The organism is Winogradskya humida (genome assembly GCF_016862215.1).
Taxonomy (GTDB): Bacteria; Actinomycetota; Actinomycetes; order Mycobacteriales; family Micromonosporaceae; genus Actinoplanes; species Actinoplanes humidus.
Map to the genome: position 1 here is coordinate 21,416 of NZ_BOMN01000118.1, position 25,143 is coordinate 46,558.

Below are 25,143 nucleotides of genomic sequence, written 5' to 3' on the forward strand. Positions count from 1 at the left end.
GGGGGCTGCCGGCCGCACGCAGGCCTTTCCAACGGGCCGCCGCTCGCGCGGCGACCGGGCTTAACGGGCCGCCATGATCAACGCGGCGGGGTCGGTGCAGACCAGGTCGAGGGCCCGGGCCACGACGGCCGGGTCGTACGTCGAGGTGTGGAACGTCGCCTCGAGGTGCAGCACCCCGTTCATCTCCGAGGTGGTGAGTGTGATGCCCTCGGGGCTGCCCGCTGTCGGGACGCTCTGGTTGACCCGGCCCGCCGGCTCGACCGCCCACGGCAGATCGCCGAGCATGTCGTGCCGGCCCTGGTTGCTGAAGGTCAGCGCGGGCCTCGGCGCGGAGGGGGCCTGCGTCGGGTACGGCTCCGGCATCCCGGGCGCCCCGGTGATCAGCATCTTGCCCTCGCGCAGCACCATCATCGTCAGGATCCGGCCGGTGGCGAGCTCGGCCTTCAGCGTGGTGTGGATCGACTTCGGGTCGGTCAGATCCTCCGGCGACAGGTACGGGCCCATCACGAAGTTGCTGTCGATGCTGACGCCCTTGTCGACGTAGCGCCGGGCGTCCGCGAGGAACGTGCCGCCCCGCAGGTCCGGGTCGAGCCCGAGGTCGCGCAGGGCCGCGGTGAACGCCGCGAAGGTGATCGCCGAGGTGGTCACGCCGGGGGCGTACCGGTCGCGCCACGCCCGCATCTCGCCGAGTACGGTCGCCGACCGGGCGGTCACCACGGTCAGGCTCGCCGTCCACGGCTGCACCGGGCCGTCGAGGTGCTCCGGGGGCCGGGCGAAGCTCAGGCCCTGCTTCCAGCGGCCCGGCTTGGTGCCGAACTGTTTCCGCCAGGCCACCGGCAGCGCCCAGCGGTGCCGCACCGACGGCGGGATGTCCGCGGCACGCTCCTCGCCGGCCGCGCGGATCAGCTCGCGCAGGAGCACGTTCACCGGGCCTGCGTCGCCGTACGCGTGCGACACCTTCATCGCGACGTACCCGCCGCCGACAAGGATCCGCACCGGGTGGTGGGCGCGCGGCTCGGCCTGCAGCTCCAGGCTCATCGCGTCGAAGTCGGCGGGGCCGTCACCGAGGTCGCTCACCGCGTCCTGCACGTACCTGGCGAACGCGGGCGCGTCCATGTGCAGCCAGCGCGCGCCGCTGCGGTCGAGACGCGACACGGCCCGGTGCTCCGGGTCGGCGGCGTGCAGGCCGATCAGCGCGTTGCGCAGCCGCTCGGCGTTCACGCCGGTGAAGGGGCCGACAGTGCGGATGTACTCGAGCGGTAGCCAGGCGCGCTCGCGCAGCGTCAGGCTGGTGGTGGACACGATGTTCTCTCCTTCAGGAGCTGCCTTGGCGAAAACCACGCGCAGCACGGTGGGCGCCACCAGAACCGTCTCGACGGCCATCACCACGGCGACCCAGGCGACCAGGTCGGTCAGGCTGCCGCGGCTGCCGCCGTACCAGGCCGCGACGAGCTCGGCCGCCCCGGCGAAGACCGAGAAGTAGCCGGCGCCGCGGACGGTGCCCTGCACCCGGGAGATCGCCAGGAAGAAGTGGTGGAAGACGAACGGGATATAGGTGAACGCGAGGATGGTGAGCGCGGTGCTCGCGGACGCGGCGTAGCTGGCACCGAAGATCAACATGATCCAGTGCGCGCCGAACGCGACGACGAGGGACGCGGGCAGCCCGACGGCGAGACAGATGCCGAGGCCGACCCGGACCTTCGAGCGCAGCGCCGCCTTGTCGCCGCTGGCCACCGCGAAGAGGGTCAGCGCCACGTTGCCGGGGACCATGGCGAGGAACGAGGTCACCATGAACGCGGTGTAGAAGGCCGCGTTGGCCTCGGTGGAGAGGACCGCGGTGACGACCAGGGGCAGCGCCGCCCGGGGCAGGTAGGTCGCCAGGTTGAGCAGGTTGTGGTCGAACGTCGACCGGCCGCGGCCGCGCAGCAGGGCCACCCGGGGGCGTACCGAATCGACCATGGCGCGGCTGCGCAGTGCCCGGCCCAGGATCGCGACCGACGCGACCGAGCCGGCGATCCAGGTCAGCAGCAGCTCGCCGCCGGTGAGCGTGATCGGCAGCACCGCCAGCACGCCGAGCAGCACCAGCTTGATCACGGAGAACCAGGCGTTGCGCATCAGCTGCAGCGGGCCCTGCAGGAGGCCGACGAGGGCCTCGTCCAGCACCAGCGTCATCGCGTTGAGCGCGATGCCGAAGACCAGCAGCACGGTGGCGGCCGTACTGCCGAGTGCGTCCCGCAACCCGGGGAAGGCCAGGTGGGCCAGGCCGACGTAGATGAGGCCACCCACGGTGGCCGCGGACCCGGCGACGAGCAGGCAGGTGGAGATCAGCTCCCACTTGCGCCCGCGCAGCGACCCCAGGTCCGAGATGAGCATCGTGCCCATGCCGAACATCCCGATCGTGCCGATCAGGGTCATCGCGGACACGGCGGCGGAAGCCTGGCCGACGGCGGCGGGCGAGGCGAACCGGGCGGCGACCCACCAGTACGCGAAGCCGAAAAGCGAGGTGATCGCGGTGGTCGCCATCAGCGACCCGGCGTTCAGGAAAAGATCGAGATGCCCGCGCAGGACGGTGACGAGGCCGCCACGCCCCGGACCCTCGGGCCCGGCGTCAAGGCTTTCCGGTACGGCCTCGGTAACCGTGCTCTCCACTGACCGCCCCCAGTCGCCGTGATCGACTGCCAACGGTAGTTACTGCGCGTGTTCATCTGCCACGGCGAAGTGGGGTAGTCCCGGCGTTCCGTCCGGAGTGGATCATCCGGCCGATCGGGGGAGGCCATGAGGCCCTAGTGACGACTGTGACCTGGGACTATTCCTCCCACACCGGAATCGGGGGCAAACCACGCCCAGCCCGTTCGGCATCGGACATCTCCTGCATCAGGGCGGCCTTACCCCGCGTATACGCCTCGCCCGGGCCGAATCGGTCCATCAGCTCTGTTTTGCGTGCGGCGTACCTTTCCCGCTGCGCGGGGTGGGTGGTAAGGTAGTCACGGAGCAACCGCTCCGGGCGTTCCGGCCAGCTCGCCGTGGTGACCACATACAGGCAATATCCGAGACTGTCGTAGTTCTCACGTCGATAGAGAAGCATGTCGTCGACCGGCGGCACCGCGAGGCGATACGCCAGCCTGCGGAGCGCGCCGTCGTCGACCTCGTCGAGGTCTTCGACCGCCGCCATCAGGTCGATGGCGGCCGAGGCGGGCAAACCCGGCACGGCCGTGGCGCCGATGTGCTCGACCTCGTCGAAGTACGGCTCGAGGGCAACGATCGCCGTGTGGGCGAGAGCGGCCCAGCGCGGATCCGGCTCCGCAAGCGTCACAACCAGCCCACCTTCTTCAGCCTTCGATGCAGCGCCACGGCCGAGACCACCATGACGGCCAGTACGACCCCGTAGCCGTACTTCCAGTCCAGTCCCGGGAGATTCGCGAAGTTCATCCCGTAGACGCCGGCGATGGTGGTCTGCACGGCCGCGATGGCCGCCCAGGACGCGATCTTGCGCATGTCGTTGTTCTGATCCACGGAGACCTGGGCGAGCCGGGCCTGCAGGATCGAGTTGATCAGGTCGTCGAAGCCGGCAACCCGTTCCACGGCCCGGGTCAGGCGACTACGTACGTCCACAAGGTACGGATACAAGCCTTCGGGCACCACCCCGCGGTCGAGAAGTCGTGTCAACGGCTCCTGCAACGGCAGCACGGCCCGCTTGAATTCCACCATTTCGCGCTTGAGCTGGTAGATGTGGGCGATATCCGGTGCCAGGTCGGAGAACGCGGTCTCCTCCAGTCGCTCCAGGTCACGCTCGACGCTACCCGCGACCTCCAGATACAGCTCGACCATCCGGTCGCACACCGCGTAGGCGACAGACCACGGCCCGTGCGCCAGGATCGCGGGTCGCGCTTCAAGCTCTTCGCGTACGGGCTTGAGCGCACCCGCCGCCCCGTGCCGCACGGTGATCACGAAGTTCCGCCCGACCAGCACGGTCACGTCCCCGGTGTCGACCACCTCGGAGGTGGCGGTCAGCTCCTCGTGCTCGACGTAACGCGCGGTCCGCAGCACGAGCCGGGTGACCTCGCCGACGGTCTCCGCGGCCGGCCGGTGCCCACCGGTCAGCGCCTGATCGGCGGTGAGCTCGTGCAGCCCGAAGACCTGGGCGATGGCGGCCATGGTCGGCTCGTCGGGCTCGTGCAGCCCCAGCCAGACGAACGCGTCCCGCTGTCTCGCCGCCACCCGGGCGGCCTGCGCGTAGTGCGCGTGCCCCGCTCGCCGGTCGCCGCCCTGGTAGATCGCGCAGTCGACCACCGCGTCCGGATTGCGCTGCCGTTGCCGCGGAGCCTGCGGCTCGACCCGGTTCAGTCCCTCGATGAGCCGCCCCAGAGCCCGGGGAAGCGCGTAGGGCTCCCGTCGCCGCCACCCCAACATCCGTCGCGCCCCCCGTTTTGCTCGCCTGTTCCGTCTGACGTTAGCGGTCGGCTGCCGCGGTGGTTCGGGCCGGCTTCACGTGTTTCCATGCTTCAGCGGTCACTTTCTGACCGCAATATGCGGGACCCTGGTCAGATGGCGAACACGAGCGCACGGATGCTCCGGCTGCTGTCGCTGCTGCAGACGCATCGTTACTGGCCGGGCACGGAGCTCGCCGACCGGCTCGAGGTGAGCCCCCGCACCCTGCGCCGGGACGTCGACCGGCTCCGCGAGCTCGGCTACCCGGTCGACGCCGCGCGTGGAGTCGCGGGCGGCTACCAGCTCCAGGCCGGAGCTGCCATGCCGCCGCTGCTGCTGGACGACGAGGAAGCGGTAGCCATCGCCGTCGGCCTGCGTACCGCCGCGGTGGTCGGCTACGAGGAAACCTCGATCCGGGCTCTGGCCAAGGTGATCCAGCTCCTGCCACCACGGCTCCGGAAGCGGATCGACGCCCTCCGCGTGGCAACGGCCCCGGGCGCGCAAGGACCGGGACCCACCCTCGACGCCACCACCCTGACCACGCTCGCCCTGGCCTGCCGCGCCGAGGAACGGCTCAGGTTCACCTACACCCCGGCAATCGCGCCTCCGACGGACCGGCACGCGGAACCGCATCGCCTCGTCTCCCTCGGCCGCCGGTGGTATCTCGTCGCCTGGGACCTGGATCGGGGTGACTGGCGCAGTTTCCGGGTCGACCGCCTCACCGCCCCCGTGCCGACCGGCGCCCGCTTCCGGCCCCGCGAGATCCCCGGTGGCGACCCGGCCGCCTGGCTGCAGGATCGCCTGAGCGGCGTCAGCAACCGCTACGACGTGTCGGTCCTCGTGCAGACCGACGCCGAGACCGTGCGCCGCAGTTTCGGCCAGTGGGCCAGGGCGGAGGAGACCGGGCCCGGAAGCTGTCGCCTGCTGATGACCGTGGACGACCTGCGCTGGCCGCTGATGATTCTCGGCTCGCTGGGCGCCGGCTTCGTCATCGAGTCGCCGCCGGAACTGCACGACCACGCCCGCCGGGCGGGGGAGACCCTGCTGCGCAGCGCCGGGGCCTCCACCGCCTGACCAGGTGAATTACTATGCGCGGATCGGCGCCCCCGTGGCGTCGATCCGCGAGCAGAAACCTAGCGGGACCCTCTGACATTTTTTGGGGCAGCGGCGTCCACAGTGGTGATCTAGGGTCGGACAATGACGGTTCTACGGCTGCGCGGCCCGGCTCTGCCCGACGGCGAGATCGTGGATATTTATGCCGACGGGGATCGCTGGACCACCGACCCCGTGCCGGGCGCCGAGCTGATCGAGGGCTGGCTGCTGCCCGGTCTGGTCGACACGCACACCCATCCCGGTGCGGCGGAGCTCGGCGATCCGCTCGACGACGGGGTCCTCCGCGACGACCTCCACCGGCACGTCGACAGTGGAGTGACACTGATCCGGGCGCCCGGGCTCGCGGGCGATCCACCCGAATGGTTCGGCCAGGATCCCGACGTGCCGCGGGCGCTGCATGCCGGTCCGTGGATCGCGCAGTTCGGCCAGTTCTTCGACGGCTGGGGACGCCGCGCCGACCATGACAAGCTGCCCGGGGTCGCCGCCGAGCAGGCCGCGCGCACGGGCTGGGCGAAAATCATCATGGACTGGCGCGTCGGCGACGAGCCCGTCCCGCTCGCGGTCATCAGCGAGATCGTGACGCGGGTCCATGCGGTGGGTGGCCGGGTCGCCGTGCATTCCCAGCACGCCGCGGGCGGGTTGCTCGCGGTCCGGGCCGGCGTCGACTCGATCGAGCACGGCATGTGCCTCGACCCGGAGCTGCTGCCCGAGATGGCCGCCCGGGGCATCGCCCTCACACCCACGCTCGCCGCGTTGCAGCGCAGCATCCCGGCCCAGCACGCCCGCGAGGACAGCCCGACGAAGCGCTGGCAGCTGGGCGGGCGGCTGGGTCACGCCGCGCTGACCGCTGCCGCCGTCGAAGCCGGTGTGACTGTGCTGGCCGGCACGGACTCGCGCCCCATGGGTGGCATCGCGGCCGAGGTGCGGGCGATGGTCGAGGCCGGTGTGCCGCCCCACGACGCGGTGGGTGCGGCGTCGTGGTCGGCGCGGGCCTACCTGGGGCTGGCCGGGCTCGTGCCCGGTGCGCCTGCCGATGCGGTTGTTTATGCCGCTGACCCGCGTACTGAAATGGGACAGCTGGACCACCCGGAAGCGGTCATCCTCCGCGGGGTTCGGGTGCGGTAACGCGGGGTTCGCCTGCGGTAAACGGGGCGAGAAATGTCAGAGGGCAGCGGCATAATCCCCGGCATGGACGAGATCCCCAGCACCGTGGCCGAATTGGTCGCGCTGACCAGCAAGGGCCGGCGGGTCAAATACCTGTTCTTCTGGGGGCACCAGCCGCAGCGTGACGGGAGTGTCGGCGCGGGGTGCCTGAGCCAGTGGTTCCCGGCGCCGTTCACGGTCGACGGCGTCACGTTCCGCACCGCTGAGCACTACATGATGTGGCGCAAGGCGATGCTCTTCGGCGACGAGGAGTCGGCCCGGCGCATCGTCATCGCCGGCCACCCGCGTCAGGCCAAGATGCTGGGGCGCCGGGTCCGGGGCTTCTCCGACGACGTCTGGGACAGGGAGCGGTTCGCCATCGTGACGCGGGCGAGCGTCGAGAAGTTCGGGCAGCGCCCCGAGCTGCAGGAGTTCCTCGCCGGCACGAATACCCGGGTCCTGGTCGAGGCCAGCCCGACCGATCGGGTGTGGGGCATCGGCCTCGCCGCGACCGACGACCGCACCGCCGACCCGGCGCAGTGGCGGGGCCTCAACCTGCTCGGTTTCGCCCTGATGCAGGCCCGCGCGGAGCTGGCACTCACCTGAGCGGCTTACGCATTCTGGTGGACCTGGCCTCGACGTCATCGACCGTCGCGGCCCGCACGATGGCAGCGCCATGACACCGCACGCTACCGCCCGGGGATCACCATCGCCGCCCGCTGCCGCGCCGCTCGCGGATCGTGGCCCACACCATCTTCCCGCCGGTTGTCCGCATGGCACCCCACGCCATCGAGTCCGCGTGGACGACCTGCAGCCCCCGCCCCCGTTCGTCGAGAGGACGACCGGCCAGAACCGGTGCCGGCCGACGGATGTAAGGAAGCTTCGGATCGCGATCCCGCACCGCGATATGCAGGCCGAATCCCCGGCGGGATACCGAGATGTCCATTTCGGTACGCGCATGCTCGACCGCGTTCGCCACCAGCTCCGACATCACGGCGCGGCCCGGCATCAGCAGCCGGGGCATGGTCCATTCGTGGCAGGCGCCGCCGACCAGGTTCCGGGCCACGCTGACCGACTGGAGCGAGGGTGGCAGGCGGAGCCGGATGACGTCGGCGAGCACCCTGCGGGCGGCAATCGCGATGCGGGCCTGCGCCGGAGTCTCGAAGATCGCCAGGAACCGTTTGCTCCCCACCCGGAGCAACCGCTCTCCCAACGGCGTGCCGGGCGGCATGCAGAGGGCGATCTGCGTGGGCGGGTCGGTGGCATCGGCCATCTGCGCCGCGGCCACCCAGGTCGCCACGCTCTCCGCCCCGGGGTCGTCGATCCTGCCGAGGTCGATGACGATCCCGGCAGGGCATTCGGCCAGGCATTTCTGGATCGCCTGATGGACGGTCACCCCGACGCTCCGCTGCCATGGCCCGGAGACGCAGATGTCGATGACCGCACCGTCGATGTCGGTCGTCACCGCGACCTCGGAGTCGTGGAGGTCGAAGAGATAGGGAGGTTCTTCCTCCATGGCACGGCCTCCCGCCTTTGCGTACCCCGGAGTCTTCGGGCCTGCCAGGAAGGAGTCAACCGACCTGTCACCTCCCCAGGTTCGCCCGTTCAGCGCCACTTGACATGACCCGGCAGTCGGCGACCCAGCATCTGGAGCTGCTCGAGGGAGCCAACCTGATCAGCGTGGTCCGCCGTGGCCGCGCGAAGCTCCACTACCTCAACCCGGTGCCGCTGCACGAGATGCAGGAGCGCTGGATCGACAAGTTCGAGCGGCCCCGGCTACGGGCGCTCAGTGGCGTCAAAATTCGAGCGGAGAAAGCGATGAGCGACCGGCCCACGTACGTCTACGTCACCTACATCGAGAGCACCCCCGAGCGGGCCTGGCACGCCCTGACCGACGCGGACCTGACCGGCTGCCTACTGGGGGCACGCCAACGTCTCCGACTGGCAGCCCGGTTCGACGTGGGAGCACCGACGCGTCGACGGGTCCGGGATCGCCGACGTGGTGGGCACGGTCGTGGAGGCGTCCGCGCCACGCCGGCTCGTCACGACGTGGGCCGATCCGGCCCGGCCGGAAGCCGTCTCTGAGCAGGTCACCTTCGAGATCGAGCCGTTCCACGGGATCGTCCGGCTCACGGTCACCCACGAGAACCTCGCAAGCGAGCAGGCGCACTCCGACGTGGCGAGCGGCTGGCCCGCGGTGCTGTCGAACCTCAAGACGCTGCTCGAGACCGGCCAGGTTTTGTCACAGGCACCGTGGACTATGGGCCGGTGACGAATCTCGGCGCTATCTACCTGCCCATGAACCCTCCCGAACGGCTGCCGGAGGTCGCCCGCATCGCCGACCGGGCGGGCCTCGAACAGCTCTGGCTGTGGGAGGACTGCTTCCTCAACAGCGGCATCGCGGCGGCTTCCGCGGCGCTCGCCTGCACCGAACGGCTGCGGGTCGGCATCGGGCTCATGCCGGTCCCGTTCCGTAACGTCGCGCTCGCGGCGATGGAGATCGCCACGCTGCACCGGCTCTTCGGCGACCGGCCGATCGCGGGCATCGGCCACGGCGTTCAGGAATGGATGGCCCAGGTCGGCGCACGAGCGGAGTCGCCGATGACCCTGCTGCGTGAATACACCACCGCACTCAGGTCGCTGCTGCACGGCGAGGAGGTCACCACAGACGGCCGCTACGTGCATCTCGACGCGGTCAGGCTCGACTGGCCGCCGTCCTCGCCGCCCAGCCTGCTGATCGGGGCGACCGGGCCGAAGACCCTGCAGCTGTCCGGCGAGCTGGCCGACGGCACCATCCTCACCGCGGGCACCTCCCCCGACGGCGTGCGCACCGCGGTGACGAACATCCGCCCCGATGACCGGCACGACGTGGTCGTCTTCATGATGGTCGAGACCGGCCCGGGCGCGGCCGAGCGGCTCGCCGCGCAGCAGGAGAAGAGCGGCGGCTGGGGAGTCGCAGGTGACGCCGCCGCGATCGCCGAGGGCGTCGAGAGCATCGCCGCAGCCGGTGCGACGACCGTCGTCCTGCAGCCGACCGAGTCCAACTCGCCGCCGCCCGGGGAGTTCGTGCGCTTCGTCGCCGAGGAGGTGCGCCCCCTGGTCGGGTGACACGCATTTGCCCCGGCGGCGGAGCGCTGATGGAGTGGGATCATGGCCATCTCCGAGTACCTGAAGAGCCTCCGTTCCGTCGTCGGGACCAGGCTGTTGTTCCTGCCCGGGGTGACCGCCGTGGTCTTCGACGACGCCGGCCGGGTGCTGCTCGGCCGGCGCTCGGACGACGGCTCCTGGGGGCTGATCGCCGGCGTCATGGACCCGGGCGAGCAGCCCGCCGAGACCGTCGTCCGCGAGGTGTTCGAGGAGACCGCCGTGCACGTCGTCCCCGAGCGCATCACCGGCGTCTTCACCCAGCCCCCGAACACCTACCCCAACGGGGACCGCACCGAATACGTGGACATCTCGTTCCGGTGCCGCGCGGTGGGCGGCGAGGCTCGGGTCAACGACGACGAGTCGCTGGAGGTGGGCTGGTTCGCCCTGGACGAGCTCCCGCCGATCGGCGACCTGACCCGCCGCCGCATCGACTGGGCCCAGCTCCCCGGTCCCGCCGCGTCCTTCCTCAGCTGACCTCCCGGCCCTGTCCCTCAGCTGATTTCCCGGCCCTTTTCCTCAGCTGACCTGCAGCACCCGGCCGCGGACGTGGTCGTCGTGCCGGGCGTTGCCGACCCGGAAATGCTTGGTGCCGATCACGTCGAAACCCTGCTTGGTGTAGAACTTGGCCGCGCGTTCGTTCTGCTGGTTCACGCCCAGCCAGCAGTGCGTCGCACCGGTCTCCACGGCCGCCGCCAGCGTCGCCGCCATCAGCGTCGATGCCACACCGGACCCATGGGCTTCAGGGGCAAGATAGAACTTGCTCAGCTCGATGCTGACGCCGTCGCCCGCGAACTTCGCCACCGTCTCCGAGAGCGACGGGTCTGCGACAGGGCCGCCGACCAGCATCGAATACCCGATGGGCTTGTCATGCTCGGAGGCGATCAGCAGGACCCGCAGCGGGTCCGCCAGGTAGCCCTCGAAGCTGGCAACCGAGAGGTGGAGCGCGATGAAGGCGTCGATGTCGCTCTGCGCGGAGCCCGGCGGATTCGCGAGGCCGAAGGTGCGTGCTGCCAGTTCGTGCAGTTCGCCCGCATCGCGCAGGGTCGCTCGTCGTGTGGAGATGACCATGTTCAGAACATTAAGACCTTCCCGACCATGGGAGCGGTCCCGGGAACTGGAAAGAGGGTTTAGAGTTTCCGGCGGGTCGAGAGGCGGCCCCTACGATGAAGGGCGTAGCGGTGACTAGAGGACTGGGCGACGTCATACCCGCCCCGGGTGAGGTGCGGCCCGACGCGGCCGCCGATTTCACCATCGATTCCGGTACGAGGATCAGCGCGGCAGCCGGCACGGAACACGTCGCGGAGCATCTCGCCGCGGCGCTGCGCCCGGCAACCGGCTACGACCTTCCCGTCGGCGGTGCAAGCCTTGATGCCGGCGCGGTGGCCCCGGGCGTTATCGCGTTGGCGGTTGACGCGGCGCTGGGCTCCGAGGCGTACCGGATGGAGATCTCACCGGGCGGAATCGTGCTGACCGGCGGTGACCCGGCAGGGGTTTTCTATGGTGTGCAGACGCTGCGGCAGCTGCTGCCCGCGGAGATCTACGCAGGCGTTCCACGGCGGGTCACCTGGACGGTTCCCGGTGGGACGATCTCCGACCGGCCCAGGTTCTCCTATCGAAGCGGCATGCTCGATGTGGCCCGGCACTTCTTCACGGTCGCCGAGGTCAAGTCCTATCTGGACACCCTGGTCCAGTTCAAGATCAATCACCTGCACCTGCATCTCACCGATGACCAGGGCTGGCGCATCGAGATCGACAGCTGGCCCAAGCTCACCGCGATCAGCGGCGGCGAGGGTACGGGTGTCGACGGTGCAGGCCCCGGCTTCTACACCAAGGCCGACTACGCCGAGCTGGTCGCGTACGCGGCGGACCGTTTCGTGACGATCGTGCCGGAGATCGACATGCCCGGGCACGTCAACGCGGCGCAGGTGGCGTACCCCGAACTCACCACGGACGGCATCGCCCCCGAGCCGCGCACCGACGTCGAGGTCGGCTACAGCTCCCTGGTCGCGGCCAAGGAGGAGACGTACGCCTTCGCCGACGACATCCTGCGCGAGATCGCGGCGCTGACACCGGGCCCGTACATTCACATCGGCGGCGACGAGGCCCTGGTCACGACGGCCGAGGACTACCGTACGTTCATCGAGCGCCTCCTGCCCCTGGTCGTGAAGCACGGCAAGCGCCCCCTGGGCTGGCACGAGATGGCGTCAGCCGACCTCCCACCCACAACCATCGTCCAATACTGGCGGATCGAAGCCACCGACGACGGCACCGCCCGCGCCGCCGCAGCCGGCCACAAGGTCATCATGTCCCCGGCCGACCACACCTACCTCGACATGAAGTACGCCGCCGACACCACCCCCGGCCTGGACTGGGCCGGCCTCGTCAGCGTCGAGAAGGCGTACGCCTGGGACCCGGCCGACCGCCTCCCCGGAGTAACCGAGGAATCCCTGCTCGGCGTCGAAGCCCCACTCTGGTCGGAAACCCTCCGCACCCTCGCCGACGCCCAGACCATGACCTTCCCGAGACTCCCGGCAATCGCCGAGATCGGCTGGTCACCCAGAGAAACCCACAACTGGGAGTCTTTCCGCACCCGCCTCGCCGCCTGCGCCCCCCGCTGGCAAGCCCAGGGCGTCGCCTTCCACCCCGCCCCAGAGATCAACTGGCCCCACTGACCTCCGGCGCAGAGCTTTAGGTTGTGTGCAATTAAGTTGTGCACAATTAAATTGCACACAACCTAATCACCCGTCCGTGACTGCGCTGCCGAAAATCTTCCTTAAATCTTGGCCGCGGGTCCGGCGGCCGTCCGCCCAGCTCAGCCGGGCATCGACGGGATCACGGACCGGACCGCGCCGGTGAAGCGCTGCGAAGCCACCCCTACTCTTGCCGAGTGCAGAAGTTGGTGTGGACTTCGGCTACCGCGTTGGCCGGTTTTCTGGCGGTAGCGGTGCTGCAGCTGGCGCTGGTCGTCGTGCCGGTCCTGCTTGTGCTCTCGACGCTGCCCGATTCGGCGATCACGCGGATCGGGGTGCCCGTGTGCACGGCGACGGTGGGTGTGATGGCGTACGCGACCTGGCGTGCCCTGCACGCCCGGCGCCCGGAACCGGTCGGTATCCCCGTGACCAGGCAGGACGCGCCGGAGCTGTGGGCTCTGCTCGACGCCGCGGCGGTGGCTGCGGGCACTCGCGCGCCGGACCATCTGACCATCGTCGCGGACGCGGTCGCCAAGCTGATCGAACGAACCCGCTTCCTCGGCCTCGGCGGCGGCCCCCGCAATTTCTACCTCGGGTTGCCGCTGCTGCAGGCCTGGGACATCGAGCACCTGCAGGCGGTCACCGCCCACGAGCTCGGTCACTTCTCACCTCGCCTCGGCCGCCTGGCGCCGCTGGCCTGGCGAGGCCGCACAGCAGTCGCCCGGGTGGTGCCCCGCATCCCGCGTCGTAACCCGGCCGGCCCGCTCCTGCGGACGTACGCGAAGTTCTACCGCCGTCTCGATGCCCCGTTCAGTCGGGCCCAGGAGCTCCAAGCCGACCGTATCGCCGCGGATTTCGCCGGCCCGGCCGCGGCGGCCGCTGTCTTGCGCGACCTCCCAGCCCTTGATGCGGTCCACCGCGTATTCCACGCCGAATACCTCGGTCCCGGCTGGCAGGCGGGCCACGTCCCCGACGACGTGTTCGGCGGCTTTCTGCGCGTGTTGTCGGCCCGGGCGGACGAGATCGCGGTCCTGCGCAACCGCGAACCGTCAGCGCCATCCACATGGGACACTCACCCACCCCGCCAGGAACGCCTCGCCGCACTGGCCCTGCTCACCACGCCGCCATCTCCACCTGCGCCCACGCCGGTGGCGGACGCGACTTCAGGAGCCCCGGTCGGCGCCGAGATGACGGCATTCGGTGCGCCCGTCGGCGACCGGTCAGAAGGCTCGACGGATTCACCCGCAACAGCTACCGCCTCCGCACCCTCGTCCGCCGCGGCCCAGCCGGTCGAATCGGGAGCGGGATCCGTCGCCGTCGCCGACCGCACCGAGACATCCCCCGACGCCGCCGAAGCACCCGCACCCGCGCCGGCAGCAGAAGAGCCGGCCGCAGAAGAGAAGCCCACGACAATCCCGGCCCCAGGTGCCGCCCGCTCGGCCGGCCCGGCGCTCACCCTCGTCCCCGATCTCCCCGGTCTGGGCCGCGCGCTGCAGCAGGTCGCGTACCCGCCGCAGGGCCGCACCCGCGTCGGCTGGGACGAGTTCTTCGGCGCGGCGCGTACGGGCGAGATGCAGCGGGAGGCCGACGCCGCGCTGGCGACCCTCACCCGGGTCGCGGAAAGCCCGGTGACCAACGCCGCCGACGTGCTGGATCTCGCCGCTGACGGCCGGCTGCGCAAGATTGCCGAGTCCGTGTTCGCCGGTCTCACCCCCGATGAGACCACCCTTCGGGTGAACGAGCTGGTCAACCTGCTGATCGCCCTGGCCGCGCTGCGTAGTGGGGCGGCCCGGTGGCGGCACAGCTGGACGGGTACGGCCGAACTTGTCTCCGTCGACGGATCGCATCTCGATCTCGGGGCGCTGGCCGCGCTCGCCATCGATCCGGCGACCGTGGGCAGTGCGCGCGAGCGGCTGACCCAGCTCGGCATCGACGTCTCGGCGGGGCCGTCCGCGGATGCGCTGCCCGCCCGGCCGGAAGTTGTCGGCGGAGTCGTCAATCTGGTCGTCGACGGTTCGCGGACCGATGTGCTGATCGTCGACACCGGGTTGTTGCTGGTGCCGGGTTTGCCGCGTTCGCAGAACGGGTCGGCGAAACGGCGGCTCGCGCGGATCGCCGCCGAGGATCCGGCGCGGCGGGAATCCGACACGCGGTTCGTCGCGTACGCCGATGTGGTGAATGCGACCCAGGTGAAGCGCCGGAGCTGGGCGTTGAATCTGCGTGACGGGGCGGCGTTGAATGTCCGCAGTGCCCTGGATTCCGATGAGTTGCCAGGCGGTTGGGCAGCGCTGGACAACGCCGTGGAGTTCCTGTCGCGTACCAGGTAGTCATGATCCTAGTGAACCGTTGTGCTCCCTCGTCCGTGGTGCTGCGTAGACGGGTCGTGTCGCCGACTATTTAGTAGTCGATGCGTCACGTCACGTCACAATGGCAGCAGGCGAGATTCGCTTTACGTTCGCGGAATATGGGTAGAAGTACCCCCGCGTGTGAAGCGATGATTGTCGTAACACGGGGGGAGGGGGCGTCGTGGAACGGGGACCCTTGGCGCTCTTCGGAGCATTGGTCGCAGTCGGTCTGGGGCCGGCTATGTGGCTGGGCGCGCAGTTCGGCGAGTCGACGCTGACGCCGCAGCGCCCACCGGCGGTGACCAGAGTCCAGCAGAACGAGGTTGTGCCGCCGGGACAGGGCGGCGAGGGCGCGGGCATCACGCCGAGCGATCCGGCCGAAATCATCCACACCGACCCCGCGGCCGACCCGGCGCCGCAGAAACACAAGCCCCGGGTGACGACTCCGTCCACTGAGGACAACAACGACGAGTACACCGGCGGAAGCGGCGGGGATGACCCGACGACCAGGCCTACGACGCCGTCGTCGTCTCCTACCGCCGACCCGGAGCCGAGCGAAACCTCCGACGACCCGGACACCCCGCCGACGGACGAGCCCACCGATCCCGCGACCGACCCGACCGACGAGACCTCCGACTCGCCCAGTGGTCCGGAAGTCCCGACCACGAACGTGACCACCCAGTCCGTGGTCAACGACTGAGATAGATGGTGCCGAGGCCCTCGGCCGTGGCCGCGAAGAGCGAACGTAGCTCGGGCGGTGCCAGCACTTCGGCCTCGGCGCCGAGTTTCAGCAGCTCGATGTGCCCGTGCCGCGCCGACTCGATGGGCACCGTCGTCGTCAGCCAGCCGCTCTCATCGGGCTCCGACGCCGCTGACTGCGCCACCCGGGTCATCTCCGGCGGGAACACATACTGCATCCGGGCGAGCGCGGACGACGTCATCCGCACGGTGGCGACTCCTGTGTAGACACTCCGCTCGTACCTGTCGGTCCATTCCTGCCAGAAACCCGCCAGATCAAAACCCTCGGGCCGCAGGGCCGGTTCATCGCGCACGCTCGCATCAAGGACATTCACCACTCGGTACGCCGTGACGCGCTCGCCTGACAACGCGACCAGATACCAGCGCCCCGCCTTGAGAACCACCCCCAGGGGCGAGAGTGTCCGGGTGACCTCCCGCGGCGCCTTCCACCTGCGGTACCTGACATCGAGTTGCCGTTCCCGCCACACCGCGTCCGCCACGGCGGCGAGGTGCGGGGTCGACTCGCCGACGCGGAACCAGCCGGGGGCATCGAGGTGGAAGCGGTCGCGGACCCGATCCGCACGGTCGGCGAGCTCGCCCGGGAGCGACGCGCGGAGCTTGAGCTCCGCGGCGGCCAGCATCGAACCCAGGCCGAGTTCGGCAGCCGGGCCGGGCACCCCGGAGAGGAAGAGCGTGCTCGCCTCACCCTCGGTGAGCCCGGTCAGCCGGGTGCGATAGCCGTCCAGAAGCTGATAACCGCCGGCCGGGCCGCGATCGGCGTAGACCGGAACCCCGGAAGCGCCGAGTGACTCGACATCGCGGTAGACCGTCCGGATGGAGACTTCGAGCTCGTCAGCGAGCGCACGGGCCGTCATCCGGCCGCGGGTCTGCAGCAGAAGCAGAAGGGAGACCAGGCGGGATGCGCGCACCCACCCAGTCTCCCAGTGCCAGGTCGTTCAGCGGACCAGGGTTGTTTTCAGAGGCCCAGGATCCGGTTGAGGATGTCCCGGTATCCGCGCAGCTGCACGCGAAGTGTCTCGGTGTCGTCGCTCTCGCCGGCCAGGCCGTCCTTGCGGGCTTTCAGGCTCGCGGTCAGCTTCTCAACGGCTTCCTCGACCATCTTGGCGGCGTCCTCGGTGGCTTCCTTCGGGCTGTCGACGAAGCGAAGCTGCACATCGCGCCACCGCTCCTTGAGCCCGGCCGCGTCCTCGGCCTTGAAGAACGTGTCCGGCCCGTCGGCGGAGGCGGCCGCGGGCGTGGTCGTGGTCGTCGAGGCGCCGACCGGAACCGGCACCACCGCGGGCGGGGTGGTGTCGTCGGCCGCCGTGCCGACGTGCGCGGGCTCGGCCACGATCGGCTCGTCGAGCCCGGAGTTCTCGTCGGTGGGGTTCTCGTCGGTCTTGTTCCGCAGATCGGTCACGCCGGCCACCTCATCGCTCTTGTCGGTCTCGTCGGCCACAACGGCCGTCCCGGTGACATCCTCGTCGGCCTTACCGTCCCCGTCGATGTCGTGCGCGCCGGAGAAGGCGGTGTCGGTGTCGTGCGCACCATCAACGTCAGTGTCGTCCTCGTCGGCCGCGTGGTGCTTGCCGTCGGCGAGATCGGTCGTGCTGTCACGGTCGGAGTCACTGGCAGCGTCGTACTCACTGTCGGCGGCCGATCCGAACGCCTCATCGGTTGACGAGGTGAGCGGCTCGTCGGTGACCGGGTCGACGGCCTCCGGGTCCTTGAACGTGCCCTCGTCCTTGAGCGCGGCGTCCTTGTCGAACGCGGCGTCGGCGTCGGTGTCGAACTTCGCCGTCGGCTCGTCGGGTTCGTCCAGCGGCACGTCCACGACCTCGTCGTCGTGCGTCTTGTCGCGGGTGTCATCCACGGCGTACCCGGTGGGCAGGGTGGTGGTGGCGTCCGGGTCGCTGGTGGCCGCGGAACTCCCCGCGTACGTGGTGGTGTTGCTCTCGGAAGGCTGCTCGACCACGACGGCCTTGTCGGTCGTCTCCGGGGTCTCCCACCGCTCGGTCGGGGAATCGGATCCGACCGTGCCCCACGGGGTCTGGTGGGTGCCCGTCTCGTGCGCCTGGGTACGGTCCGGGTCGTCGTCGTCCAGCTCGGTGTCGTTGCGGGTGTCGTTGTCGGCGGTTGCGGGAACGGCGGCGTTGTCGGCGGGGGTGGCCCAGGGCGACGGCGGGCGCTGGCCCGGGACGGCTACCGGCTCGGACTGGACCCTGCCGGCCCGCTCATCCGTGGCTCGCTCGTCCGCCGCCCGCTCATCCGTGTCGCGGTCCTCGGTTGCTTGATCGTCGCTCGCCTCGCGGGCGTCGTTGGAGAAGAAACGCATCGTCGGACTCCTCAGCGGCTCGTGGCGTCGGGACGGGAGCCCGCGACGTCGGTGTCGTGGTCGTTGATCTTCGGGGACGGGACCTTCGGTTCGCTGTCGGGGGCAACGGCGCCCTCGGAGCGGACGGGGTTCTCACCGAGCAGGTCGGCGAAGAGCTCGCGGTAGTGCACGAGCGCCTGGCGGAGGTCCTCGGTCTCGGCCTCGCCGTTCTTGCTGCGTTCGCTGATCGCGTGGGCGTCGCGGTAGTGCTCGAGCGTCTTGGCGTGCTGCACCGAGAGGTTGGCGAGCTGGTCGTCGTAGTCGCCAACCGGGTAGCCACGCTCGGCGATCAGGCGGGTGACGAGCTCGTCGGCGGTGGAGACGGCCTCCGCAGGGGAGTCCACGAAGTCGATCTGGACTTCTTCCCAGGCCACGGAGTAGCGCGCCTTCGACTCCGCCGAGAGCGCCTTGAGCTCGAACTGGGCGACGCGCTTCTGCCGCTCCACCAGCTCACGCTCGCCGGCCGCCCGGCTGTCGGAGTCGCCGACGACCCGGTCGTACTCCGGCCCGAACTTCGTCTGCAGCTTCTTGCGCCGCGACGCCCGCACACCGAGCACGACGGCGGCGATCACCAGCAGCACCAGGACGATGAGAATGACAACGAGTACAGGGGACATCGGTCTCCTCCTTCTTCACCCGTTGATATGCCCACCCAACCAGGGTCATCAATCCGATTCGAGCCTGTGAGGTGAAATCCCTCCGACCGGGGCCGGTAAACTTGACTCATTCCAGAAAACGTCGTTGACTCGGAAGCATGACGAACCCGGAATCCAAGCCGGTACTGACCACCCGTCAGGGGCACCCGGTCCACAACAATGCCCAGCAGCGCACGGTCGGGACCCGAGGCCCGGCGACGCTGGAGAACTACCAGTTCCTGGAGAAGATCGCCCATTTCGACCGCGAGCGCGTCCCGGAGCGGGTCGTGCACGCTCGCGGCTTCGTCGCGCACGGTGAGTTCGAGGCCTACGGCACCATCGGCGAGGAGCCTGCCGCCGTCTACACGAGGGCCAAGCTTTTCCAGATCAAAGGAGAGAGGACCCCGGTTTCCGTACGCTTCTCAACTGTCATCGGCGGCCGTGACTCCTCCGAAGCGGCCCGTGACCCACGTGGTTTCGCGGTGAAGTTCCGCACCGCCGACGGCAACTGGGATCTGGTCGGCAACAACCTCCCCGTCTTCTTCATCCGCGACGCGATCAAGTTCCCCGACGTGATCCACTCGCTCAAGCCCGACCCGATCACCTTCAAGCAGGAGCCGAACCGGATCTTCGACTTCATGGCCGGTACGCCCGAGTCGATGCACATGCTGACCTGGCTCTTCAGCCCCCGGGGCATCCCCGCGAACTACCGCACCCAGGACGGCTTCGGCGTCAACACCTACCGGATGGTCAACGCCGCCGGCGAGGCCGTGCTGGTCAAGTACCACTGGAAGTCGCAGCAGGGCATCGAGTCGATGACCGAGGAACAGGCCGCGGTGGTCCAGGGGCAGGGGCTCGGCCATGCCACCCAGGACGCGTACGACGCCATCGAGCGCGGCGATTTCCCCAAGTGGGAGCTCCACGTGCAGATCATGAGCGACGACGAGCACCCCGAGCTGGACTTCGATCCCCTCGACGACACGAAGACCTGGCCCGAGGACGTCTTCCCGCTGCGCGCTGTCGGGATGATGACGCTCAACCAGAACGTGTCGAGCTTCTTCAACGAGAACGAGCAGCTCGCATTTGGCACCGGCGTGCTGGTCGACGGTCTCGACTTCTCCGACGACAAGATGCTGATCGGGCGCACCTTCTCCTACAGCGACACCCAGCGCTACCGGATCGGCCCCAACTACCTGCAGCTGCCGGTCAACGCGCCGCGCCCCGGCGTCAAGGTCGCCACCAACCAGGAGGGCGGCCCGATGTCCTTCGCGGTGGACAACCGTGGTGCCAGCCCGCACATCAACTTCGAGCCCTCGTCCGTGGCCGGCCTCGCCACCGCCGACGACAGCTACCAGGAATACCGTCCGTTCGTCTCCGGTCAGATCGTGAAGGCCCCGATCGCGCGTCAGAACAACTATGCCCAGGCCGGCGAGCGTTTCCGCACCATGCCGCAGTGGGAGCGGGACGACCTGGTGGCCAACATGATCAATCTGCTGGGCCAGTGCGACAAGCACATCCAGGAGAAGATGATCTGGCACTTCACCCAGTGCGACGAGGCGTACGGCAAACGTGTCGCCGACGGGTTGGGTCTTACAGTCTGATCGACAGTCAGTCAGCATGGCATTACCGCAGCCCCCGGCTTTTGAGGTCGGGGGCTGTTTGTCGTGCCTTTGTCCACAGGGGCGGTGGCTGCGGTCGCCGCGATTACGTATCCTCGCCAGGGCGTGCGCTCCTCATAGACATATGTTGACGCGTGCGTTGTCCTGCACCCCCTCGGGCGGAGTCTGATGAGAACCCGCAGTTGGTCGATCCGTTCGAAGATCATCGCGCTGGCCGCGGTGCCGTTGACGGCACTGCTGGCGCTCTGGGCCTTCGCCACGGCTATCACCGCCGGTCCGGCGCTCAACCTGCTGACGACGCAGTCGTTGCTCGATGACGTCGGCAATCCGGGTTCGGTCCTCGTGACCGAGCTCCAGCGGGAGCGCCGGCTCTCCGTCGAGTTCCTCTCGAATGCCAAGACGAACCCCGAAAGTCTCAACACACAGCGGGCCGTCACCGACCGGGCCGCCGCCGACTTCCGGCGCACAGCGGTCTCCGCGGTCAGCAGCCAGGCCGAGCGGGTCTCCAGCGGGACGCTCTCCGCGCGCATCAAGCAGCTCATCAGCGACCTCGACGGGCTGTCCGCCGCCCGCGGCTACATCGACGATCGCGACGTCGACGTGGTGGGCGCGCAGAATCTCTACAGCAACATCGTCGACACCAGCTTCCAGATGTTCGTGGCCACGGCCACGTTCGGTGACGAGCGCGTCGACCGGGAGATCCGCGGCCTGAGCAACGTCGGCCGCGGCCGCGAATACCTCAGCCGGGTCGACTCCCTGCTCGCCGGCGCGCACGTCGCCGGAAAGCTCAGCGCTGGCAGCCGCGCCGAGATCGTGCAGGCGATCGGCACCGCCCGCTTCCTGATCGCCCAGGGCGTCAGCGACCTGCCCGCGCAGGACCGCACGGCATATCAGACGCTCAGCGCCGGCACCGCCTTCAACCGCCTCGGCGAGCTGCAGAACGAGCTGCTCACGACCAGCCGGGCCGGGGTCGCCGTCCCGGTGCCGGCCGACGCCTGGCAGCCCGCCTACGACACCACGATCGAACAGCTGCGCGCCTTCGAGACCAACGCGTCCGATTCACTCTCCGACGACGCCCGGCCCGTCGCGGTCAACGTGCTGCTGCGACTCGGGCTCGCCGGCCTGCTCGGCCTGGTCGCGCTCGTCCTGTCGGTGCTGGTGTCGATCCGGGTCGGCCGCTCCATCGTCGGCCGGCTGATCCGGCTGCGCGGCGAGGCCCTCGAGATGGCAGACGAACGGCTCCCCGCAGTCGTGCGGCGGCTGCAACGCGGCGAGGCCGTCGACGTCGAGGTGGAGACCCCTCCCCTCGAGTACGGTCGCGACGAGATCGGCCAGCTCGGCCACGCGTTCAACGAGGTCCAGCGCACCGCCGTGCAGTCCGCGGTCGAGGAGGCCAGCGTCCGCCGCGGCATCAACGAGGTGTTCCTCAATATCGCCCGGCGCAGCCAGACCCTGCTCCACCGCCAGCTGGCCCTGCTCGACAAGATGGAGCGCCGCGAGACCGAGCCGGACGAGCTCGAGGACCTCTACCGCGTCGACCACCTCGCCACCCGCATGCGCCGCCACGCCGAGGACCTCGTCATCCTCGCCGGCGCCGCCCCCGGCCGGGGCTGGCGCAACCCGGTCCCGCTGATCGACGTCATCCGCGGCGCGATCAGCGAGGTGGAGGACTACAAGCGCGTCGACATCCAGTCCATCCAGCCGTCCGCGGTCCTCGGCCGCGCGGTCGGCGACGTGATCCACCTCCTCGCCGAGCTGCTCGAGAACGCCGCGTCCTTCTCACCCCCGACGACCCGCGTCCAGGTGGTGGGACAGATCCTCCCCAACGGGTACGCCGTGGAGATCGAGGACCGTGGCCTGGGCATGTCCGCCGACGCGATCACGGAAGCCAACCGCAAACTCCTCGAGCCCCCGGACTTCGACCCCACCGACAGCGCCCGGCTCGGCCTGTTCGTGGTGGCCCAGCTCGCCTCCCGCCAGGGCATCCGCGTGTCCCTGCGCCCCAGCGCCTACGGCGGCGTGACAGCGATCGTCCTGATCCCCGGCGAGCTGATCACCGCCGCCCCGCCCGGCCCCGGCGCGCTCACCATCGGCCCCGGCCCGTCACCCAGCGGCCCCGCCGAGCCTGGCCTCGACCGCCCCCTGACCGGCACGGGCACCGACGACCGCAGCTCCCTCGCCGCCCTCCAATGGCAGGGCACTGAGGAGCTCCGCTCGATCACCACCCCCGCCCGCCCGGCCCAGGCCAACGGCAGAACCGTCGACGGCCTCCCCGCCGCCCTCACCACCCGGCCCGGCCCCGCCGCCGCACCCGGCCCACTCGATCAGCCCGGCGCACTCGATCGCCCCGGCCCCCTCGATCAGGCAGGCCCCCTCGATCAGGCAGGCTCGGCCGAGGCCGACCTGGTGACCGGCCCGACGCCGTCCGCGGTGGTCGACGGCTTGACCCCGGACGGCCTCGTCCAGCGCCGCCGCGGCGCCCCGCGCAAACGGCGCGACGGCCGCCCCGAGCCGCTGGCCCAGCTGACGCCCAACCTCGACACCCCGGACGCGCTTGCTGCACCCACCGCGCCTCCTGCCACGCCTCGCGCCGGCGCCCCCGAGGTGCCGGGAGCGATCCAGGGCGACGGCCTCGACGTGGACTGGCCGTCAGGGAGCGACCCGGCGGCCCTACCCACTCCGGCCCTACCCACTCCGGCCCTGCCGTCCCGGCCCCCGCGCATTCCCGCCCAGCGCACCCCTGCGGAGTCGATCTCTCCGACTGCCCCCTCCACCCTGCCCGGCTCGGTGTCACCGGCTGAGGTGGCTTCTCCGGCCGGGGGAGTCCAGGAGCGGGCCGGGGGAGTCCAGGAGCGGAGTGCGGCGGCCGCCGAGGATGCGAGTAGGTTGCGGGCGGCTTTCGCCGGTTCTGTAGATTCTTCGATGGATTCGCCCCTTGAGTCCTCGATGGAGGAGCCGGGGGAGGCTCCTGCGGACGAGCGTCTGCTGCCCCGGCGGGTGCGGCAGTCTCATCTGGCTCCGCAGTTGCGGGGCCCGGTGGTCGAGCGTGCGGAGGCAACCACAACGCGTTCCCCGGAGAAGGTGCGCAGTCTGATGAGCGCGTTGCAGCAGGGCACCACCCGGGGCCGCCGGGACGCTGCAGCGCTCACCCAGCCGCCGCAGTCGGAACCGGGGTCGGTAACAGCCGCAAGTGACCATGCGGCAGCGGGTAGTGAGCGAAACGCCGGAGAGGGTGACGAACAAGCCCGAGTTACTGACAAACAGCAGACGACAGGGCAGCCGACGTGGTCGGAGGCAGCTACCGTCACCTTCCCGGCCGTAAGGATTAGTGAGGCGGACGGGACCGACGGGGGCACGGACGGGCCGCCCGGGGATTTACACCAGATCCATCGGCCGGAGAAGGACGCATAAGTGGCACAGATGACCAACCAGAGCGCTCACCTCACCTGGCTCCTCGACGACCTCGTCGAGCGGGTTCCGTCCGCGCAGCAGGCGGTGGTGCTCTCGGCTGACGGGCTCCTGATGGGAGCGTCGGCCGGCATGGGCCGCGAGGACGCCGAGCACCTGTCGGCGATGGCCGCCGGTTTCCAGAGCCTCGCCAAGGGGGCCAGCCGGCACTTCCGGGCCGGGCCCGTGCGCCAGACCGTGGTGGAGATGGAGGACGCCTTCCTCTTCGTCACCGCGGCCGGGCTGGGTGCCTGTCTCGCCGTCGTCGCACGCAGCGACGCGGATCTCGGCCTGATCGCGTACGAGATGGCCATGCTCGTCACCCGGGTCGGCCAGAAGATGGACGCACCCGACCGGCTTCCCGGATCCGATGCCCGCTGATCCTCGGCGTGCGCCGCACGACTGGCTGGACCACGACGCAGGTCCGGTGGTCCGGCCGTACGCGATGACCCAGGGCCGGGTCGCACCCTCCGGCGGCGAGTTCGACCTGCTCGCCTTCGTGGTGGCGTCCGCTCCCGACACGCCCCTGCCGGCATCGATGCAACCCGAGCATCACGCAATCGTCGGCGCGGCGTGGGAGCCAACGTCCGTTGTCGAACTAGCCTCCAAACTGGACCTCGCGATCGGGGTCGTCCGGGTTTTCCTGGGTGATCTACGCTCTGCGGGCTTCATTTCGCTTTACGAGCCCCCCGCGGCCTCCCAGCCGCATGACGTCGACGTACTCAAGGCGGTTGTCAATGGACTCCGTGCGCTCTGACCGTGAAGGCGCCCGATCGCGCATCCCGGTTGCGCTCAAGATCCTCATCGCCGGCGGGTTCGGTGCGGGCAAGACCACTCTGGTCGGCTCAGTCAGCGAGATCCGGCCGTTGCAGACCGAGGAAGTTCTCACCGGCGTCGACGGCGCCGACGACACTTCCGGAGTCGAGGGCAAACACACCACCACGGTGACGATGGACTTCGGTCGCATCACCATCACCGACGACCTTCAGCTCTACCTGTTCGGCACCCCCGGCCAGGACCGCTTCTGGTTCCTCTGGGACGAGCTGTCCCAGGGCGCCCTGGGAGCGGTAGTCCTGGCGGACACCCGCCGCCTGGCCGACTGCTTCCCCTCCATCGACTACTTCGAGCAACGAGGCACCCCCTTCATCGTCGCAGTCAACTGCTTCGACGACCGCCGCTTCGGCGCCGACGCCATCGGCCGAGCCCTCGACCTCGACCCGGACGTCCCCGTGGTCGAATTCGACGCCCGAGACAAGACAGCAGCCCGCAACGTCCTCATCGAACTGGTCGAGTACGTAGCCCGCCGCCAACTCGCCGCCGCCGGCTCCCGCTGACCCACCCGCCGCCGGGCCGATCCCATCGGCCCGGCGGCGGGATGGGTTGGGGTGTGGAGGCGAAGGTGACGGGTGAGATCACGTAGGTGATCAAAGGTCACAGAGGTCGAGCGCAACATCATTGCCAAAT

At 69.8% G+C, this 25,143-nt stretch carries 22 protein-coding genes and 1 pseudogene; 15 read left to right on the forward strand and 8 right to left on the reverse strand.

Translation table 11 applies throughout. The features are described 5' to 3' along the window. Positions 1-60: 60 nt before the first annotated feature. From Ahu01nite_RS41535 to Ahu01nite_RS41545, 3 genes are all read right to left on the reverse strand, one after another. Entirely contained in the window at positions 61-2,649 is a 2,589-nt protein-coding gene (locus tag Ahu01nite_RS41535) for a lipopolysaccharide biosynthesis protein (RefSeq protein WP_203842260.1), read from the reverse strand. Positions 2,650-2,806: 157 nt separating this feature from the next. Then, a complete protein-coding gene (locus Ahu01nite_RS41540) occupies positions 2,807-3,313 on the reverse strand; it encodes a GrpB family protein (RefSeq protein WP_203842261.1) in 507 nt (168 codons plus the stop codon). Beyond that, positions 3,310-4,410, reverse strand: coding sequence for a magnesium and cobalt transport protein CorA (locus Ahu01nite_RS41545; protein ID WP_203842262.1), 1,101 nt, complete (start codon positions 4,408-4,410; stop codon positions 3,310-3,312). Before Ahu01nite_RS41545 ends, Ahu01nite_RS41540 begins: the two co-directional genes overlap by 4 nt. Positions 4,411-4,545: 135 nt before the next feature. Here Ahu01nite_RS41545 and Ahu01nite_RS41550 point away from each other — a divergent pair, with 135 nt between their 5' ends. The 3 genes from Ahu01nite_RS41550 to ybiA all read left to right on the forward strand — a co-directional run bounded on the left by Ahu01nite_RS41550 (position 4,546) and on the right by ybiA (position 7,290). Further along, positions 4,546-5,502: a helix-turn-helix transcriptional regulator gene (locus Ahu01nite_RS41550; protein ID WP_203842263.1), complete on the forward strand. Its 957-nt coding sequence runs from the start codon at positions 4,546-4,548 to the stop codon at positions 5,500-5,502. 123 nt (positions 5,503-5,625) lie between these two features. Continuing rightward, on the forward strand, positions 5,626-6,666 hold the full coding sequence (locus Ahu01nite_RS41555; RefSeq protein WP_203842264.1) for an amidohydrolase family protein: 1,041 nt from the start codon (positions 5,626-5,628) through the stop codon (positions 6,664-6,666). A 54-nt stretch (positions 6,667-6,720) separates the two neighbouring features. Continuing rightward, entirely contained in the window at positions 6,721-7,290 is a 570-nt protein-coding gene (gene ybiA, locus Ahu01nite_RS41560; RefSeq protein ID WP_498370812.1) for a riboflavin biosynthesis intermediates N-glycosidase, read from the forward strand. Positions 7,291-7,387: 97 nt separating this feature from the next. Here ybiA and Ahu01nite_RS41565 read toward each other — a convergent pair whose 3' ends face one another. After that, on the reverse strand, positions 7,388-8,200 hold the full coding sequence (locus tag Ahu01nite_RS41565; protein WP_203842266.1) for an ATP-binding protein: 813 nt from the start codon (positions 8,198-8,200) through the stop codon (positions 7,388-7,390). A 104-nt stretch (positions 8,201-8,304) separates the two neighbouring features. Between Ahu01nite_RS41565 and Ahu01nite_RS41570 the strand changes: the two genes are divergently transcribed. The 4 genes and pseudogenes from Ahu01nite_RS41570 to Ahu01nite_RS41580 all read left to right on the forward strand — a co-directional run bounded on the left by Ahu01nite_RS41570 (position 8,305) and on the right by Ahu01nite_RS41580 (position 10,305). Next, positions 8,305-8,769, forward strand: coding sequence for a hypothetical protein (locus Ahu01nite_RS41570; protein ID WP_239159555.1), 465 nt, complete (start codon positions 8,305-8,307; stop codon positions 8,767-8,769). After that, positions 8,672-8,956: pseudogene (locus Ahu01nite_RS50955) on the forward strand (SRPBCC domain-containing protein); the annotation flags it as partial. The gene Ahu01nite_RS41570 and the pseudogene Ahu01nite_RS50955, both read left to right, overlap by 98 nt. Then, positions 8,953-9,792 carry an LLM class flavin-dependent oxidoreductase gene (locus tag Ahu01nite_RS41575; RefSeq protein WP_203842267.1) on the forward strand — a complete coding sequence of 280 codons (840 nt, stop codon included), beginning with the start codon at positions 8,953-8,955 and terminating at the stop codon, positions 9,790-9,792. The pseudogene Ahu01nite_RS50955 and the gene Ahu01nite_RS41575, both read left to right, overlap by 4 nt. A gap of 42 nt (positions 9,793-9,834) precedes the next feature. Further along, positions 9,835-10,305 (forward strand): NUDIX hydrolase, encoded by a 471-nt coding sequence (locus Ahu01nite_RS41580; RefSeq protein WP_203842268.1) that lies wholly within the window; start codon positions 9,835-9,837, stop codon positions 10,303-10,305. Between the two features lie 42 nt (positions 10,306-10,347). Here the strand turns inward: Ahu01nite_RS41580 and Ahu01nite_RS41585 are convergent, their stop codons facing one another. Then, the gene (locus Ahu01nite_RS41585) at positions 10,348-10,899 is read right to left on the reverse strand and encodes a GNAT family N-acetyltransferase (protein ID WP_203842269.1); all 552 of its coding nucleotides are present in this window, start codon (positions 10,897-10,899) and stop codon (positions 10,348-10,350) included. A 110-nt stretch (positions 10,900-11,009) separates the two neighbouring features. Between Ahu01nite_RS41585 and Ahu01nite_RS41590 the strand changes: the two genes are divergently transcribed. The 3 genes from Ahu01nite_RS41590 to Ahu01nite_RS41600 all read left to right on the forward strand — a co-directional run bounded on the left by Ahu01nite_RS41590 (position 11,010) and on the right by Ahu01nite_RS41600 (position 15,566). Then, entirely contained in the window at positions 11,010-12,503 is a 1,494-nt protein-coding gene (locus Ahu01nite_RS41590; RefSeq protein ID WP_239159556.1) for a beta-N-acetylhexosaminidase, read from the forward strand. A gap of 215 nt (positions 12,504-12,718) precedes the next feature. Then, complete coding sequence (locus tag Ahu01nite_RS41595) at positions 12,719-14,848, forward strand: M48 family metallopeptidase (protein ID WP_203842271.1); 2,130 nt, start codon at positions 12,719-12,721, stop codon at positions 14,846-14,848. Positions 14,849-15,047: 199 nt separating this feature from the next. After that, positions 15,048-15,566, forward strand: coding sequence for a hypothetical protein (locus tag Ahu01nite_RS41600; protein WP_203842272.1), 519 nt, complete (start codon positions 15,048-15,050; stop codon positions 15,564-15,566). On the opposite strand, the gene Ahu01nite_RS41605 is transcribed toward Ahu01nite_RS41600, so the two are convergent. From Ahu01nite_RS41605 to Ahu01nite_RS41615, 3 genes are read right to left on the reverse strand one after another with little or no spacing between them, the layout of a single operon-like run. Beyond that, positions 15,556-16,533: a helix-turn-helix transcriptional regulator gene (locus tag Ahu01nite_RS41605; RefSeq protein ID WP_203842273.1), complete on the reverse strand. Its 978-nt coding sequence runs from the start codon at positions 16,531-16,533 to the stop codon at positions 15,556-15,558. The genes Ahu01nite_RS41600 and Ahu01nite_RS41605 overlap by 11 nt on opposite strands. A gap of 47 nt (positions 16,534-16,580) precedes the next feature. Beyond that, a complete protein-coding gene (locus tag Ahu01nite_RS41610; RefSeq protein ID WP_203842274.1) occupies positions 16,581-17,939 on the reverse strand; it encodes a hypothetical protein in 1,359 nt (452 codons plus the stop codon). Between the two features lie 11 nt (positions 17,940-17,950). After that, complete coding sequence (locus Ahu01nite_RS41615) at positions 17,951-18,595, reverse strand: hypothetical protein (protein WP_203842275.1); 645 nt, start codon at positions 18,593-18,595, stop codon at positions 17,951-17,953. Positions 18,596-18,732: 137 nt separating this feature from the next. On the opposite strand from Ahu01nite_RS41615, the gene Ahu01nite_RS41620 reads away from it, so the two are divergent. The 5 genes from Ahu01nite_RS41620 to Ahu01nite_RS41640 all read left to right on the forward strand — a co-directional run bounded on the left by Ahu01nite_RS41620 (position 18,733) and on the right by Ahu01nite_RS41640 (position 25,013). Further along, positions 18,733-20,214: a catalase gene (locus Ahu01nite_RS41620; RefSeq protein WP_203842276.1), complete on the forward strand. Its 1,482-nt coding sequence runs from the start codon at positions 18,733-18,735 to the stop codon at positions 20,212-20,214. Positions 20,215-20,400: 186 nt separating this feature from the next. After that, positions 20,401-23,643: a sensor histidine kinase gene (locus Ahu01nite_RS41625; RefSeq protein WP_203842277.1), complete on the forward strand. Its 3,243-nt coding sequence runs from the start codon at positions 20,401-20,403 to the stop codon at positions 23,641-23,643. A 9-nt stretch (positions 23,644-23,652) separates the two neighbouring features. Beyond that, on the forward strand, positions 23,653-24,060 hold the full coding sequence (locus Ahu01nite_RS41630) for a roadblock/LC7 domain-containing protein (protein WP_203842278.1): 408 nt from the start codon (positions 23,653-23,655) through the stop codon (positions 24,058-24,060). After that, positions 24,050-24,436: a DUF742 domain-containing protein gene (locus Ahu01nite_RS41635; RefSeq protein ID WP_203842279.1), complete on the forward strand. Its 387-nt coding sequence runs from the start codon at positions 24,050-24,052 to the stop codon at positions 24,434-24,436. The genes Ahu01nite_RS41630 and Ahu01nite_RS41635 overlap by 11 nt, the downstream gene beginning before the upstream one ends. Beyond that, positions 24,417-25,013 (forward strand): GTP-binding protein, encoded by a 597-nt coding sequence (locus tag Ahu01nite_RS41640; RefSeq protein ID WP_203842280.1) that lies wholly within the window; start codon positions 24,417-24,419, stop codon positions 25,011-25,013. The genes Ahu01nite_RS41635 and Ahu01nite_RS41640 overlap by 20 nt, the downstream gene beginning before the upstream one ends. Positions 25,014-25,143: the final 130 nt, after the last annotated feature.

Excerpts from the sequence above, each read along its gene's own strand:
- Ahu01nite_RS41545 (WP_203842262.1), bottom strand. The coding sequence starts at position 4,410 with ATGTTGGGGTGGCGGCGACGGGAGCCCTACGCGCTTCCCCGGGCTCTG.
- Ahu01nite_RS41550 (WP_203842263.1), top strand. The coding sequence starts at position 4,546 with ATGGCGAACACGAGCGCACGGATGCTCCGGCTGCTGTCGCTGCTGCAG.
- Ahu01nite_RS41555 (WP_203842264.1), top strand. The coding sequence starts at position 5,626 with ATGACGGTTCTACGGCTGCGCGGCCCGGCTCTGCCCGACGGCGAGATC.
- Ahu01nite_RS41565 (WP_203842266.1), bottom strand. The coding sequence starts at position 8,200 with ATGGAGGAAGAACCTCCCTATCTCTTCGACCTCCACGACTCCGAGGTC.
- Ahu01nite_RS41570 (WP_239159555.1), top strand. The coding sequence starts at position 8,305 with ATGACCCGGCAGTCGGCGACCCAGCATCTGGAGCTGCTCGAGGGAGCC.
- Ahu01nite_RS41580 (WP_203842268.1), top strand. The coding sequence starts at position 9,835 with ATGGCCATCTCCGAGTACCTGAAGAGCCTCCGTTCCGTCGTCGGGACC.
- Ahu01nite_RS41585 (WP_203842269.1), bottom strand. The coding sequence starts at position 10,899 with ATGGTCATCTCCACACGACGAGCGACCCTGCGCGATGCGGGCGAACTG.
- Ahu01nite_RS41610 (WP_203842274.1), bottom strand. The coding sequence starts at position 17,939 with ATGCGTTTCTTCTCCAACGACGCCCGCGAGGCGAGCGACGATCAAGCA.
- Ahu01nite_RS41615 (WP_203842275.1), bottom strand. The coding sequence starts at position 18,595 with ATGTCCCCTGTACTCGTTGTCATTCTCATCGTCCTGGTGCTGCTGGTG.
- Ahu01nite_RS41620 (WP_203842276.1), top strand. The coding sequence starts at position 18,733 with ATGACGAACCCGGAATCCAAGCCGGTACTGACCACCCGTCAGGGGCAC.
- Ahu01nite_RS41625 (WP_203842277.1), top strand. The coding sequence starts at position 20,401 with ATGAGAACCCGCAGTTGGTCGATCCGTTCGAAGATCATCGCGCTGGCC.
- Ahu01nite_RS41630 (WP_203842278.1), top strand. The coding sequence starts at position 23,653 with ATGACCAACCAGAGCGCTCACCTCACCTGGCTCCTCGACGACCTCGTC.
- Ahu01nite_RS41635 (WP_203842279.1), top strand. The coding sequence starts at position 24,050 with ATGCCCGCTGATCCTCGGCGTGCGCCGCACGACTGGCTGGACCACGAC.
- Ahu01nite_RS41640 (WP_203842280.1), top strand. The coding sequence starts at position 24,417 with ATGGACTCCGTGCGCTCTGACCGTGAAGGCGCCCGATCGCGCATCCCG.